The sequence below is a fragment of the Alcanivorax sp. genome (genome assembly GCF_002733835.1).
GTDB lineage: Bacteria > Pseudomonadota > Gammaproteobacteria > Pseudomonadales > Alcanivoracaceae > Alcanivorax.
In genome coordinates this window covers 79,156-91,778 of the sequence record NZ_NVWY01000009.1, presented here as the reverse complement: position 1 = coordinate 91,778, position 12,623 = coordinate 79,156, and the positions used below count along the sequence as shown (strand labels likewise).

The following is a 12,623-nucleotide window of genomic DNA, read 5'->3' as shown; positions in this document are numbered from 1 at the left end:
AAAGACATCCTTCATCCTGAGCCTGACAGGCACAAAAAAAGCGAACCTCAAATGAGGTTCGCTTTATGAGGCTGCCAACTGTGGGACAGCAGTGGCTTCTCGCAGCCTTTTTTATGGGCGTCCGTTACGGATAACAATAGCGAAACTGCGACTTACGGGGAACATGACTACTACTTTCGCACTGTATCTATTGAGGAGAAGCGCCGAAGCCAATAGCGTAAACCTCACACCAACAACAAAGCCGTAAATGCCATGCTCTCATTGAAGAGAATCGCCTTTGGACTTGCGACAATCAACATTCCCTTAACCGCCCTGGCCGAGCCCTCTGAGCTGGATGTCATAAAGGTTGATGGCACGCGGATGGAGCGCAGCCTTCTTGATACTCCTGCCGCCGTTAGCGTCGTGAATGCAGATTCCGCCCAGCAGGGCCAAAAGAACATTCAGCTTGATGAAAGCCTCGCCCGAGTGCCTGGGCTTTACCTGCAAAACCGCTATAACTTCGCTCAAAACCAACGTATTTCCATCCGGGGCTTTGGCGCGCGCGCGCCCTTTGGGGTCCGCGGGTTACGAGTCCGGGTAGATGGGTTTCCCGAAACACTACCGGATGGACAATCACAGGTAGACAATATCGACTTGGACTCCATGTACCAGGCAACAGTATTACGTGGGCCAGCCTCCGTTCTCTATGGCAATGCCACCGGTGGCGTAATCGATATTGAAACTCTTTCCGGGCGGAACATAACCGGAAATGGTGAGCTGAGTTTGTCGAGTGGCGCAGATGGCTTTCGCAAAGCCCACTTGAAGAGCGGTGGCCAGAAAGACAATGCTCATTATTATCTTGGCCTCAGCGGTCTCAACTACGCCGGCTACCGTGATCAAAGCGCGGTGGAGAAATACCAACTTAACAGCCGGATTGGTTGGGAACTCGGCAACAATCAGGAAATAGACCTGTTCCTGACGGCATTAGATACTCCTTATGCCCAGGACCCTGGTGGACTAACCCGCTCCCAGGCTCACTCAGACAGAAAGCAGGCCACAATGCTTGCCGATCGACTGGATGCAGGTCAGGAAGTTGATCAACAACGCCTTGGCTTCCGTTATCGCAATACCTCCTTGGCAGGAGGCGTATTACAGACACGGGCATTCATTAGCCAACGCGACTTCACCCAACAACTCCCATTTCCCGGTAGCAGCCTGATTGATTACCAGCGTACCTTCTACGGCGCAGGTGTAGAGTACAGCCATAATATGAACATCTTCGGCCTGCCACACCGTTACCTGGTCGGCGTTGACGTAGACCGCCAACAGGACGACCGAGGACGCCGGGGAGTGACTTTCAACGGAGTGATTACCGGGCTCACCGCCAATGAAGACCAGATCGCCACCAGCAGTGGCATCTTTGTACAAACTGATACCTTTCTGACCGACAATCTCACCCTTTCTTTAGGAGCAAGAGCCGACCGAATCCAGTTTAAGGTGGAGGATGATTTCCTGAGTGATGGTGACGACAGCGGCGAACAGCAGTTTAATGAAGGCAGTTTTAGTGTCGGCGTTGCCTGGCATGTCCTTCCTGCTCATACACTCTATACCTCTGTCAGTTCAGCCTTTGAAACCCCCACTTTCACTGAGCTGGCAAATCCGTCCGGTGCAGGCGGGTTCAATCCAGACCTTGAACCACAAAAGGCATTAAATCAGGAGCTTGGCATCCGCGGTACCATCAGCAACGATCTACTCTATGATCTCACACTATTTAGCGTAGCCGTCAAAGACGAGATAACCCCTTATGAACTGGGCGGCCGAACCTACTACGAAAATGCAGCCCGCACACGCCGTGAAGGCCTTGAGCTGTCGTTAGAGCATTTCACCACAGAAACACTGACCACAACGGTCGCATGGACATGGGCACAATACCGCTTCGATCGATTCTTCGATGAGCAACAAGGTGTCGATGTAAGCGATAACCACATGCCAGGCTTGCCACAGCATATCGTTTTTGCCGAAGCCGCCTGGCGTCCTCAAAACGGCTTTTTTGTTATTGGCGATGTTCGTTTTGCCAGTGAAGTTTATGCGGAGAACACCAACCAAACTCGTATAGGAAGCCATGCAGTGGTTAATGCGCGGTTCGGAAAACGCTGGCATTTTAATCGTCAGGAGCTGGAGTTACACGCCGGCATCAACAATCTTTTCGACCGTGACTACTACAGCAACATTCGAATCAATGCCAATAGCGACAGGCCAGACCCCGCTGACCGCGGCTATTTCGAAACAGCGCCTGGTCGAACCTTGTATGCTGGAGTAACTTTAGGGTGGTAAGTATGAAATATTGGTTAGTGGCACTACTGATATACTCTCTTCCCCTTCAGGCCCTCCAGCTGGGTGATGCAGCACCAGATTTTGAGGCTGAAACCACTATGGGGGCCGTGCACCTCGATCACTGGAGGAAAGACCACTGGGTCGTCTTGTTTTCTCATCCGGCCAGCTTCACTCCTGTATGCACTACCGAGCTCGCTGCAGTGGAACGTTTACAAGGTGCCTTTGAAAAACGAAACGTACGCCCACTCGCTTTGGCAGTCAGTCCACTGGGTGACCTGAAAAAATGGCTTGATGACATTGAAGAAAGCCAGGGTGTCCGCCCATCCTTTCCTGTTATATCGGATCAGTCGCGAAACATCAGCACACGCTACGGCATGATGCACCCTCGTTCGAACAACGTAACAACGGTACGCAGCGTTTTTATCATTGATCCGCGTGGACGCATTCGCCTGAAAATAGATTACCCACCCAGCATTGGGCGGAATTTTGATGAGATCCTACGAGCTATTGATGCCTTACAAACCACTTATCGTTACCCGGTATTAACACCTGCAGATTGGCAACCTGGTGACAACGCGATTATTTCACCTAAATTATCTGACGGTGATTCAAAGGCACTCTTTCCCGATCAGGAAGAAGCCATTCTTCCCTACCTGAAATACACACCCCTTCCCTGATAAAATATATATTATATTTTATCATTTAATTGATCCTTTAGTCGCACGACCAAACGCTATATTCCAATCACTCAATACAGTACCAAGGCGGTATTTTTCCTTTATTTTACGCTCCCCATACTCATTGCCATCAACATGATAGAAACTTTAGGGAGCGTAAGATGAGAAAAACCAGTGCAGCAATTCTATCCCGGTCGGCATTATGCCTTCTGCCCTTCCTCGCAGTGCAATCAGCCAATGCCGAAATAACACTGTATGACGATGACGGAACCAGTTTCAGCACTGACGGTTACATTAATGCTTTTTATGTAAACAACGACGTAGACCGTGCCGGCGATCAATTCGACCGCAGACAATCAAGAGTTAAAATGGGTTTCCTGCCAAACTATATTGGTTTCAATATGAAACGAGAAATAGGTGATCTTACACTGGGCGCAAGGTCATCCTTCTGGGTCACCATTAATGACAGTGAAACTGCCGCCACCGGCACGGCTATTGATGTACGTCAGTTTTATGGAACTATTGGTGGCAGCTTCGGTGAGGTGCTTATTGGTAAAGATTTCGGGCTCTTTGCTCGTTCCAACATCCTCCGCGACGAATTGCTCATTGGGTTTGGCCATTCCAGCGATGTCGTGGGCCTCGTTGATGGCGGTGGCGTATCTTTCGGGAATATCGGCACCGGCTATCCCTACGCCTTCCCAAGCTCGCAAATCACCTGGCGGAGCCCTGAAATGGGCGGTCTAAACATTGCAGTGGGGATTCTAGACCCATACGACACCAATGAAGTGGGTGCGCCAGGCAAGGCATATCAAGACACCCCAAGAGTAGAAAGTGAAATCAGCTACCAGGCAGACATTGGAGGAATGGAAATTTATACATGGGTTAACGGTGCTTATCAAAACTCCGAAAATACAGATAATACCGTTACTGATATCACATCAGAAGGCGTAGGTTACGGCGCTCAAATCAAAGCCGCTAACTTAACCCTCACCGCTTCCGGTTTTGATGCTACAGGTATCCATCCCTTGTTCACTAATAACGCTGGCCAACTCCCACTCCAGGAAGTTGATAGCAATGGCTACCTTATACAAGCTGGTTATCAAATCGGCAAAATGCGAGTTGCGGGAACCTATGGCCGAACCGAAGATGATGGCGTTACTGGTGGAACAGCGATTGATTACGAAAATAAAGGCGTAATTATAAGTTACGCAGCCAATGATTATCTTAACCTGGTAACCAACTTCAGTCGTGTTGAGCTGGATGACGAAACAGTAGGCGAAATAGAGACAACTGACACACTTGCACTGGGTGCCACGGTAGCCTGGTAATTAATAACCTCAAATATCAAAGGGTGAGCGCCATGGCACTCACCCTTTTTTACTGAATAAAATTATGGTAAGGCTGTGTAATTCGCTTTCTCAAGCGAGCCAGAGGGATAAAATCGCCGGCTTCCACGGCAGCACTAACGTCACAAATATCGGCCTCTCTAAGTATTGTTATCGGATTAACCCCAGCCATGAAACGGTAGCGCTCATGGTAGGTAAAACACTCATTTTCAAGACGCTTCCGATACGCATTCAACCACTCAGCCAGAACCCTATCGTTACGCTCAAGACCTAGCTTATCAGCCAAATGGTGGTCACTCGATTCATCATTTTTCCATTCCATTAAATAACGGAATGAAGAATTGTAATCTGCTCCCTTCCTATGCAGGATGGACAGCCATTGGTTAATCAATACTGAATCTTCTTCTCTCGACATCATCAACCCCAAGCGAGAGCGCATTCCACATAGCATCGCTTTTTTACGCTGGTCATAAAAACTCTCCAATATGGCGTTTATTTTTTCTTCGTGCAGCAACAATCGTAATGCCCTGCCCAGCACTTCAAGTCCAAACCTGATAGATTCAGACTGGGAAGAAAATGCATATACGCTGTCAACTGCATCGCAATCTTCTGTCAGTAAAGCCTGGCAAGATTCCAGAAAAGCTCCTGCGCCGGGATCAAGAGTCACACCTAGAGCGGAAATATCATCTGTATTCAGTGTGCCAGCGACAAACCCCCAGACCTGCCACGCTGCAGCAAGATGAGCGGCGCGTTGTACAGAGTGTTTAAAAAACTGCTCCACGCTCATTTCACCACCTTCGCCATAACAACCACCAAGGTGAGCAATCAAAGCCTTCATGGCTGCAGCGTTCCCCCTGGTAGCCAGCCATTCGAAATGGCCAACTCGAGCATGAGATGGAGAAAGGCGAATCACGGTTGCAGACTTCTCCAACTGATCACGAAAAATTTTTCTTTTATGATTACAAATGCTTAGCGGAAGACTGGTTGGTATCCCGATACCATAGAGAGCGTGACTGACAAGATATTCCTTGACCGCACTACGCAACCCCAAATAGCCATCACCCCTAAGAGCATAAGGGGTTCTTCCCCCACCCTTTAAGTACATTTCCATACGACCTAACGGCGTAGCCACTTCCCCCAAGAGCAAAGACCTTGCATCACCAATACGATCGTTGAATACCCCATGGCGATGTCCTGCATACTTTTGTGCCAACGGAGACATACCCGGTAAGAGGATGCTTCCAGAATGCAGGTTTTTCAACGTTGAAACGCCTTCAACATGGGTCCGGAGCTGCTGAACATCGAGTTGCAATAAACGTAGGGCCATAGGAGAAATATCAATCAACTCTTCCACAGGTGACCATTCTGGCGCCTGGGCTGACCACAGCATGGGGGGAAGGGACTTCCAGGCATTGGCTATCGAGAGAACTGCCCACGGGTTATCTTGCTTATCAGGAAGTTCAAGCATATTTCCTTCTCACAACAATAAAAAAGCCGCCCTGAGGGCGGCAATAAGACGTCAAGACAGACGACCAGGAGAAATCATTCAGAAAAAACCAAGCGGATTGGTATCGTAGCTGACCAGCAAGTTCTTTGTTTGCTGATAATGGTCAAGGATCATCTTGTGAGTCTCACGACCGATGCCTGATTTCTTATATCCGCCAAAGGCCGCATGTGCAGGATAAGCATGGTAGCAATTAGTCCAAACACGCCCAGCCTGAATACCCCGCCCCATTCTAAAGGCAACATTCATATCCCGACTCCATACACCAGCCCCAAGGCCGAATTCGGTGTCATTGGCAATTCGCAGAGCTTCTTCCTCATCCTTAAAGGTAGTCACACCAACAACTGGACCAAAAATCTCTTCCTGGAAGACGCGCATTTTATTGTGTCCTTTAAGAAGGGTAGGCTGAATATAAAAACCGTTACCAAAATCCCCTTCAAGATATTCACTACCACCACCTGCGAGTACCGTTGCACCTTCCTCTTTAGCAATACTCATGTATGACATAATCTTGTCATACTGCTCTCGAGAAGCCTGTGCGCCTACTTGAGTTTCAGTATCAAGTGGATTACCACGTTTAATCGTCTTGATTCGTTTCAATACGCGCTCAATGAAGTCGTCGTACATACTCTCTTGAACAAGGGCACGAGAAGGACAGGTGCAAACTTCGCCTTGGTTAAAATAAGCTAAAACCAAGCCCTCAACAGCTTTATCAATAAACGACTCTTCGGCGTTCATAATATCCGCGAAGTAAACATTTGGAGATTTACCGCCCAACTCTACAGTAGAGGGGATAATATTCTCGGCAGCACATTTTAGAATGTGAGATCCCACAGGGGTTGAACCGGTAAAGGCGATTTTTGCAATTCGCTTGCTGGATGCCAGAGCCTGACCTGCCTCTTGACCGTATCCGTTCACCACATTCAGTACACCAGCAGGCAGCAAATCGCCAATACACTCCATCACCTTGAGAATGGAAACCGGGGTTTGTTCGGCAGGCTTCAATACAATGCAGTTACCCGCTGCCAGTGCTGGAGCTAACTTCCAGGCTGCCATCAAGATTGGAAAGTTCCATGGAATAATTTGCCCGACAACGCCAAGGGGTTCATGAAAGTGGTAAGCCACTGTATTTGAATCGATCTCTGCAGCAGAGCCTTCTTGAGCACGAATACAGCCAGCGAAATAACGAAAATGGTCAACAGCCAAGGGCAAATCTGCATTCAATGTTTCACGTACAGCCTTACCATTATCCCATGTTTCTGCGACTGCAAGAGATTCAATATTCTGTTCAAGACGATCCGCGATTTTCAACAATATGTTGCTACGTTCTGTCGCTGAGGTTTTTCCCCATTCCCCAGCAACTCGGTGAGCGGCATCCAGAGCCAAATCCACGTCTTCCGCACTTGATCTGGCCACCTCACAGAAAACGTTACCATTTACCGGACTAACATTATCGAAATATTGTCCTTTCACCGGTGCAACCCACTCACCCCCAATATAGTTTTCGTAACGCTCTTTAAACGAGACAACTGAACCTTCGCTACCAGGATTTGCATAAATCATTGCCTGATTCCTCTTCTAATTGCTTGACGTCCGCGCTTTGATAAGTAGCGCCTGCATAGTCAGAATAGGATGATGAGACCCAAGTACGCATGCTACCAAGGGAGTAATTCTTCTCCTCATTTGGTCTTAACGGTTAGAGTTTTCCCACCATGAATCTTCATATTTTCGATAGAAATGACTAATACTTCGGGTTAGCTCAAACTTTGCCATCGGGATATCAGAAAGCAGTTCAGGAATATCACTATCTATGAGCGCATTAGCAGAACGTCCAGCAGCAACTCCTTCTCTCATCAGGGAGTCAAGCCATACAAGCCATGCACGTGTCTGCTCAATCGGCCCCGAATCACGAGCGAGAGGGCCATGGCCGGGAATAATCACTGCTGGGTTTAGCTCTGCTAGTCGGTCTATTTCTTCCAGCCAGATATCAATTCCAGGAGAGTGAGGAGTGGTTGGTGCGCGGTTCCAAAACAGCATGTCCCCGGCAAACAGAATTTTTGTCAGAGGGTCATATACAACGAGATCATTGCCACTATGACCAGAAAACCTGATTAATTTTAGTGGGTATCCAGAAAAACTCTTCACCCCACCTTCAACAGTAACACTAGGTAAAATAACAACCGTGTCTTCGCTATATCTTCCCACACGTTCGTGCACTGTTTTGAGATAAAAATCACCATGTTTCATTAACAAATTTCGTGTCTCAGAAAGCGCCATTATCGGCACATCTGAAAATGCACTATTACCAAAGATATGATCCGGGTGATGGTGGGTATTGATCACCCAGCGAATGGGCTCATCGGTATATTCTGAAATAGCCTCTCTGAACCTCCGACCGTAAGCAGCTGTTGCCCCCGTATCGATTACCACTACCCCATTCCCCGTGGCAATGAATGAGCTGTTACTTATGTCACCCCTATTTTCTTCACTAAGCTCCTCTGGCACCCCCTGGACCATCCATACATTTTCTACAACTTGATGAATATTAAGATCTTCTCCATGCACTGGGGCCGAAATTGCCGCAAGAAACAAAGTAGCTAACGATAACAAGACTCGATAATCAAATTTGTGATTCCAGTAAATTAGCATTGTTATCTCTAGCCTTCATCTTGTATGGGGTTCTTTCATCGCCTTTCATTTCAATCGTTAAAACTGGATTTTCACTAATGGAGGCATGCCATTTCATATCCGCAACCGTTTCCCCTTTACTGCTGATTTTCAGCTCTTCGATATAGAAAGGGATCTCACTGGGAAGGAGACCGCTTTCCATCGGATGAATAATCAAAAAACGAAGCCGACTACCCTGCTTGGCAGGAAACCTGCGCCCTCTAACCTGACCAAAATCTTTGGACCAATTCTTGCCGGAATTAGCGATACCTGGTGTTGAACAACCACCCCCTGCGCCGTCAATAAAAGTGCTTCCAACATGCCATACACCCTGGCTTAACAAGGCCACCCTGACAGGAGAGCCTTGCTCCAGGCGGATATTCAACCCTACTTTTGCCAGCCCTTGTGTACCGGGGTTGTACTCAAAAACCATAGGTATAGGGTTGAGCTCAACCCAAAGCAGCATTTTTTCAAACTTGCCATTAAGATGACTGGCATCTATTTCTACCGGAACCTGCCCTGAGTCTTCGGCAAAATCAGGGGCGGTTATTTTCACTCTCGAGTCAAAATGTACTGGTGCGTTGGACAGATAACGATCCTGATATAGCTCCCACATGAATGAATCAAGAGGATCCTTATCTTGATTAGTATTGTTCTCTTGCGCTGAACTTATACTGATAAGTAGAAGGAACAATAGCCCGGGAAACACCATTACAGATCGCATTTTACTGTCCCATTGTTTCCATGCTGACCGTCTCAAGCCAGGTTCGGATAGCCCACAAAGCTTCCTGACTGAGATAATCGGCCATTTTCGGCATCAGAACGCGACCATCGCGCACAGCTCCATTTACAACCCGTTCTTTGTACCATTCGTCACCGTAATCACCGTTTTCCAGCTCTCGCAGATCAGGCGCTATACCTCCCGACTTGGCTTCCAGGCCATGACAAGCTGCACAGTTCTGGTTATACGCAGAGCTGCCAATATCCACAGCCAATTCATGCTGCGGATGATCTTCACGGTAAGGGTTGGTATCGCGCCACTCCTCACCAAGAGTCTCCAACCCGCGAAGATCTACGCCTTGTGGAGTCACATTACCGTGGCCATGGACCACCACAGAGCAACCTAATAAGGCCACACTTCCCACTATGCGCATCATTACATTCATACTTCACTCCAACCAATGGATTGCATTATGGAAATTAATCTAACAGTCACCTGACAGATTCAGCACTAGCCCTTCGGGCCATCATGCGTACTCCCTTAGTCGTAGACCCAAATGGTTAGATCATTTACTTCCACTGACGGTATCTTGCATCCCCCTCTCTCTGCCTGAATGGATACACCGCGTTGCTGGGGATTATCGATAACTGGCACGCCGTAACTTTCCATACCCTGATCGCATTTCTGCCAGTGTGATCAGATATTAAAATCAAAGCAGAGGCTGCGTTATGAGTAAAACAACCCACAACCCACCGCATCGCGGGAGACTGTCCCGCATGATCGGTGTCATATCGATGTCCACCATGCTGACCGCATGCAGTAGCGGGACAGTTATTGCTGAAGAAGGGGTCACCTGGAAAGATATCGCCAATGACCATAAAACCACTGAAGATGTTCTAATGTATGGCATGGGCACCAGCGCCCAGCGATACAGCACGTTAGCGGACATTAATAGCGAAAATGTCTCTATGCTTACCCCCGCCTGGTCTTACTCATTCGGTGATGAAAAGCAGCGAGGCCAGGAATCTCAAGCCCTTGTGCATGAAGGCGTGATCTACGTAACGGGTTCCTACTCCCGTATTTTCGCTGTTGATGCCAAAACTGGAAAACGCATCTGGACTTATTCACATCGTCTACCTGACGACATTCGTCCTTGCTGTGATGTTGTAAACCGCGGTGCCGCCATTTATGGCGACAACATTTTCTTTGGCACTCTTGATGCCAGCGTAGTGGCTCTGAACAAAGACACGGGTAAGGTCGTTTGGCGTAAAAAGTTCGGCGATCATAAAGTCGGTTATACAATGACTGGCGCGCCAACCATTGTTAAAGATCAAAAAACCGGTAAGGTTTTGTTGATTCATGGCTCTTCCGGTGACGAATTTGGTGTTGTCGGGAAACTGTTTGCCCGCGACCCTGCAACGGGCGAAGAAGTCTGGATGCGTCCTTTTGTGGAAGGGCACGTTGGCCGCCTTAACGGTGAAGACAGCACCCCGAGTGGTGATCCCAGAGCGCCTAGCTGGCCTGATGACCCCAATACAGAAACAGGTAAAGTGAAAGCCTGGAGCCAAGGTGGTGGTGCACCATGGCAAAGCGCTACCTTTGATGCATCAACCAACACCATCATCATCGGCGCTGGCAACCCGGCTCCCTGGAACGGCTGGGCGCGTACTGCACCAGACGGTGACCCTGCCGACTACGATAGCCTATACACATCAGGCCAAGTCGGTGTTGATCCAACTACCGGTGAAATCAAGTGGTTCTATCAACATACACCTAACGATGCCTGGGATTTCTCGGGTAATAACGAAATCGTTCTCTTTGACTACAAGGACAAGAAAGGCAAGAAACATAAAGCCGGCGCTCACGCTGACCGCAATGGTTTCTTCTATGTGACCGACCGTGCTAACGGTAAACTTCTCAATGCATTCCCATTCGTAGACGGCATTACTTGGGCTAAAGGTATTGATCTGGATACCGGCCGCCCCATTGAAGTCGATGGTCAGCGTCCTGCACGTCTCAAGGATGGCGAAACCCGATCCCCTGCAGTGGAAGTCTCTCCTCCCTTCCTTGGCGGCAAGAACTGGAACCCTATGGCGTATAGCCAGGACACGGGCCTGTTCTACGTTCCTGCCAACCACTGGAAAGAAGATTACTGGACTGAAGAGGTTGAATATCAGCCTGGTTCTGCCTACTTAGGCATGGGTTTCCGCATCAAACGGTTGTTCGACGACCACGTTGGCATTCTCCGTGCTATGGATCCGGCTACCGGTAAAGTGGCCTGGGAACATAAAGAACCCATGCCTCTCTGGGCTGGCGTGCTCGCAACCAAAGGCAACCTGGTGTTCACCGGTACCGGTGATGGCTACTTCAAAGCCTTTGACGCGAAAACGGGTGAAGAGCTGTGGAAGTTCCAGGTCGGTACCGGGATCATTTCCCCACCGATCACGTGGGAAATGGATGGCGAGCAGTACATTGGTGTAACAGCCGGGTACGGCGGTGCAGTACCTCTCTGGGGCGGTGACATGGCAGAACTAACCAAGCCTATCTCTCAAGGCGGTTCTTTCTGGGTGTTTAAACTGCCCAAATTTGCCAAGGATCTAGCGAGCAAGTAACAAAAAAGTCAGCCCGCATTGCGGGCTGACTTCTTTCAGGAGCATAAAATGAAATATATAACGCTACCTCGAGCAATAACCCTAATCGCTTTTCTGGCCCTTAACGGTGGGACTTATGCGGATGACTTTAGCGCGGACATCCCCAGCCACAATGGATGTTCACTCAAGCCTGCGACGGAATGTGCTGGTGCAGATCTAAAAGGTGCAGATCTCAGTGGCCTGGACCTGACGGGTGCTAACTTTGCAGGCGCCAACCTTGAAGGCGCTGATTTGCGGCACAGCAACCTTAAAGGGGTCAATTTAGAAAAAGCCAATCTTCGCAACGCGAATATGAGCCGGGCGCGCCTAATGAGCACCAACCTGCGCATGGCAGACCTTACCGGCGCTCGCTTGCTTGCCATACAAAGCTGGAACCTGTTTGCCCAGAAAGCAATTTTTCACAACGTGGATGCAACTGGTGCGAATTTGGAGTTTGGCCGGCTGACTCGTTCTGAATGGAACAATGCCAATATGACAGGCGTCAACCTGGAGATGGCCTGGTTCAATAAAGCAAAACTCAATGGTGCTAACCTCCAGGATGCCAACCTTCAAGAGGTTAAGCTAAACCTTTCCAGTTTGCGCAATGCCAATTTGGACGGTGCAAACCTGCGTTATGGGAACTTTCAGAGCATGGATATGCACGGCTGCACCGCTTGCCCCTTTGATTGGGCGTATAAAGACGGACCGGGACCCTAGGGCCCTCTCTTCTATCAGGAGGAGGCCTCGCCTCCTTTCCTTTTAGCC

The 12,623-nt window shown here is 48.9% G+C and carries 10 protein-coding genes; 5 read left to right on the top strand and 5 right to left on the bottom strand.

Annotation, left to right across the window (positions count from 1 at the left end; translation table 11 throughout):
- Positions 1–252 precede the first annotated feature (252 nt).
- The 3 genes from COA55_RS06960 to COA55_RS06950 all read left to right on the top strand — a co-directional run bounded on the left by COA55_RS06960 (position 253) and on the right by COA55_RS06950 (position 4,318).
- On the top strand, positions 253–2,313 hold the full coding sequence (locus COA55_RS06960) for a TonB-dependent receptor (protein ID WP_290501141.1): 2,061 nt from the start codon (positions 253–255) through the stop codon (positions 2,311–2,313).
- 2 nt (positions 2,314–2,315) lie between these two features.
- Positions 2,316–2,990: a peroxiredoxin gene (locus tag COA55_RS06955; protein WP_290501140.1), complete on the top strand. Its 675-nt coding sequence runs from the start codon at positions 2,316–2,318 to the stop codon at positions 2,988–2,990.
- A 161-nt stretch (positions 2,991–3,151) separates the two neighbouring features.
- Positions 3,152–4,318 (top strand): porin, encoded by a 1,167-nt coding sequence (locus tag COA55_RS06950; protein ID WP_290501139.1) that lies wholly within the window; start codon positions 3,152–3,154, stop codon positions 4,316–4,318.
- 49 nt (positions 4,319–4,367) lie between these two features.
- Here COA55_RS06950 and COA55_RS06945 read toward each other — a convergent pair whose 3' ends face one another.
- The 5 genes from COA55_RS06945 to pedF form a co-directional block, all read right to left on the bottom strand.
- Positions 4,368–5,804: a protein adenylyltransferase SelO family protein gene (locus tag COA55_RS06945; RefSeq protein WP_063519222.1), complete on the bottom strand. Its 1,437-nt coding sequence runs from the start codon at positions 5,802–5,804 to the stop codon at positions 4,368–4,370.
- 78 nt (positions 5,805–5,882) lie between these two features.
- Positions 5,883–7,403 carry an aldehyde dehydrogenase family protein gene (locus tag COA55_RS06940; RefSeq protein ID WP_063519221.1) on the bottom strand — a complete coding sequence of 507 codons (1,521 nt, stop codon included), beginning with the start codon at positions 7,401–7,403 and terminating at the stop codon, positions 5,883–5,885.
- Between the two features lie 126 nt (positions 7,404–7,529).
- Positions 7,530–8,489, bottom strand: a complete 960-nt coding sequence (locus tag COA55_RS06935; protein ID WP_290501138.1) for a quinoprotein relay system zinc metallohydrolase 1 — start codon at positions 8,487–8,489, stop codon at positions 7,530–7,532.
- Positions 8,461–9,231, bottom strand: coding sequence for a quinoprotein dehydrogenase-associated SoxYZ-like carrier (locus COA55_RS06930; RefSeq protein WP_050760184.1), 771 nt, complete (start codon positions 9,229–9,231; stop codon positions 8,461–8,463). The genes COA55_RS06935 and COA55_RS06930 overlap by 29 nt, the downstream gene beginning before the upstream one ends.
- Position 9,232: 1 nt before the next feature.
- Positions 9,233–9,664, bottom strand: coding sequence for a cytochrome c-550 PedF (gene pedF, locus COA55_RS06925; RefSeq protein ID WP_232211776.1), 432 nt, complete (start codon positions 9,662–9,664; stop codon positions 9,233–9,235).
- Between the two features lie 340 nt (positions 9,665–10,004).
- Between pedF and COA55_RS06920 the strand changes: the two genes are divergently transcribed.
- On the top strand, positions 10,005–11,840 hold the full coding sequence (locus COA55_RS06920) for a PQQ-dependent methanol/ethanol family dehydrogenase (RefSeq protein ID WP_290501137.1): 1,836 nt from the start codon (positions 10,005–10,007) through the stop codon (positions 11,838–11,840).
- A gap of 48 nt (positions 11,841–11,888) precedes the next feature.
- The gene (locus COA55_RS06915) at positions 11,889–12,575 is read left to right on the top strand and encodes a pentapeptide repeat-containing protein (RefSeq protein ID WP_007149353.1); all 687 of its coding nucleotides are present in this window, start codon (positions 11,889–11,891) and stop codon (positions 12,573–12,575) included.
- The last annotated feature ends 48 nt before the right edge of the window (positions 12,576–12,623 follow it).

Excerpts from the sequence above, each read along its gene's own strand:
- COA55_RS06960 (WP_290501141.1), top strand. The coding sequence starts at position 253 with ATGCTCTCATTGAAGAGAATCGCCTTTGGACTTGCGACAATCAACATT.
- COA55_RS06955 (WP_290501140.1), top strand. The coding sequence starts at position 2,316 with ATGAAATATTGGTTAGTGGCACTACTGATATACTCTCTTCCCCTTCAG.
- COA55_RS06950 (WP_290501139.1), top strand. The coding sequence starts at position 3,152 with ATGAGAAAAACCAGTGCAGCAATTCTATCCCGGTCGGCATTATGCCTT.
- COA55_RS06945 (WP_063519222.1), bottom strand. The coding sequence starts at position 5,804 with ATGCTTGAACTTCCTGATAAGCAAGATAACCCGTGGGCAGTTCTCTCG.
- COA55_RS06940 (WP_063519221.1), bottom strand. The coding sequence starts at position 7,403 with ATGATTTATGCAAATCCTGGTAGCGAAGGTTCAGTTGTCTCGTTTAAA.
- COA55_RS06935 (WP_290501138.1), bottom strand. The coding sequence starts at position 8,489 with ATGCTAATTTACTGGAATCACAAATTTGATTATCGAGTCTTGTTATCG.
- COA55_RS06930 (WP_050760184.1), bottom strand. The coding sequence starts at position 9,231 with ATGCGATCTGTAATGGTGTTTCCCGGGCTATTGTTCCTTCTACTTATC.
- pedF (WP_232211776.1), bottom strand. The coding sequence starts at position 9,664 with ATGATGCGCATAGTGGGAAGTGTGGCCTTATTAGGTTGCTCTGTGGTG.
- COA55_RS06920 (WP_290501137.1), top strand. The coding sequence starts at position 10,005 with ATGATCGGTGTCATATCGATGTCCACCATGCTGACCGCATGCAGTAGC.
- COA55_RS06915 (WP_007149353.1), top strand. The coding sequence starts at position 11,889 with ATGAAATATATAACGCTACCTCGAGCAATAACCCTAATCGCTTTTCTG.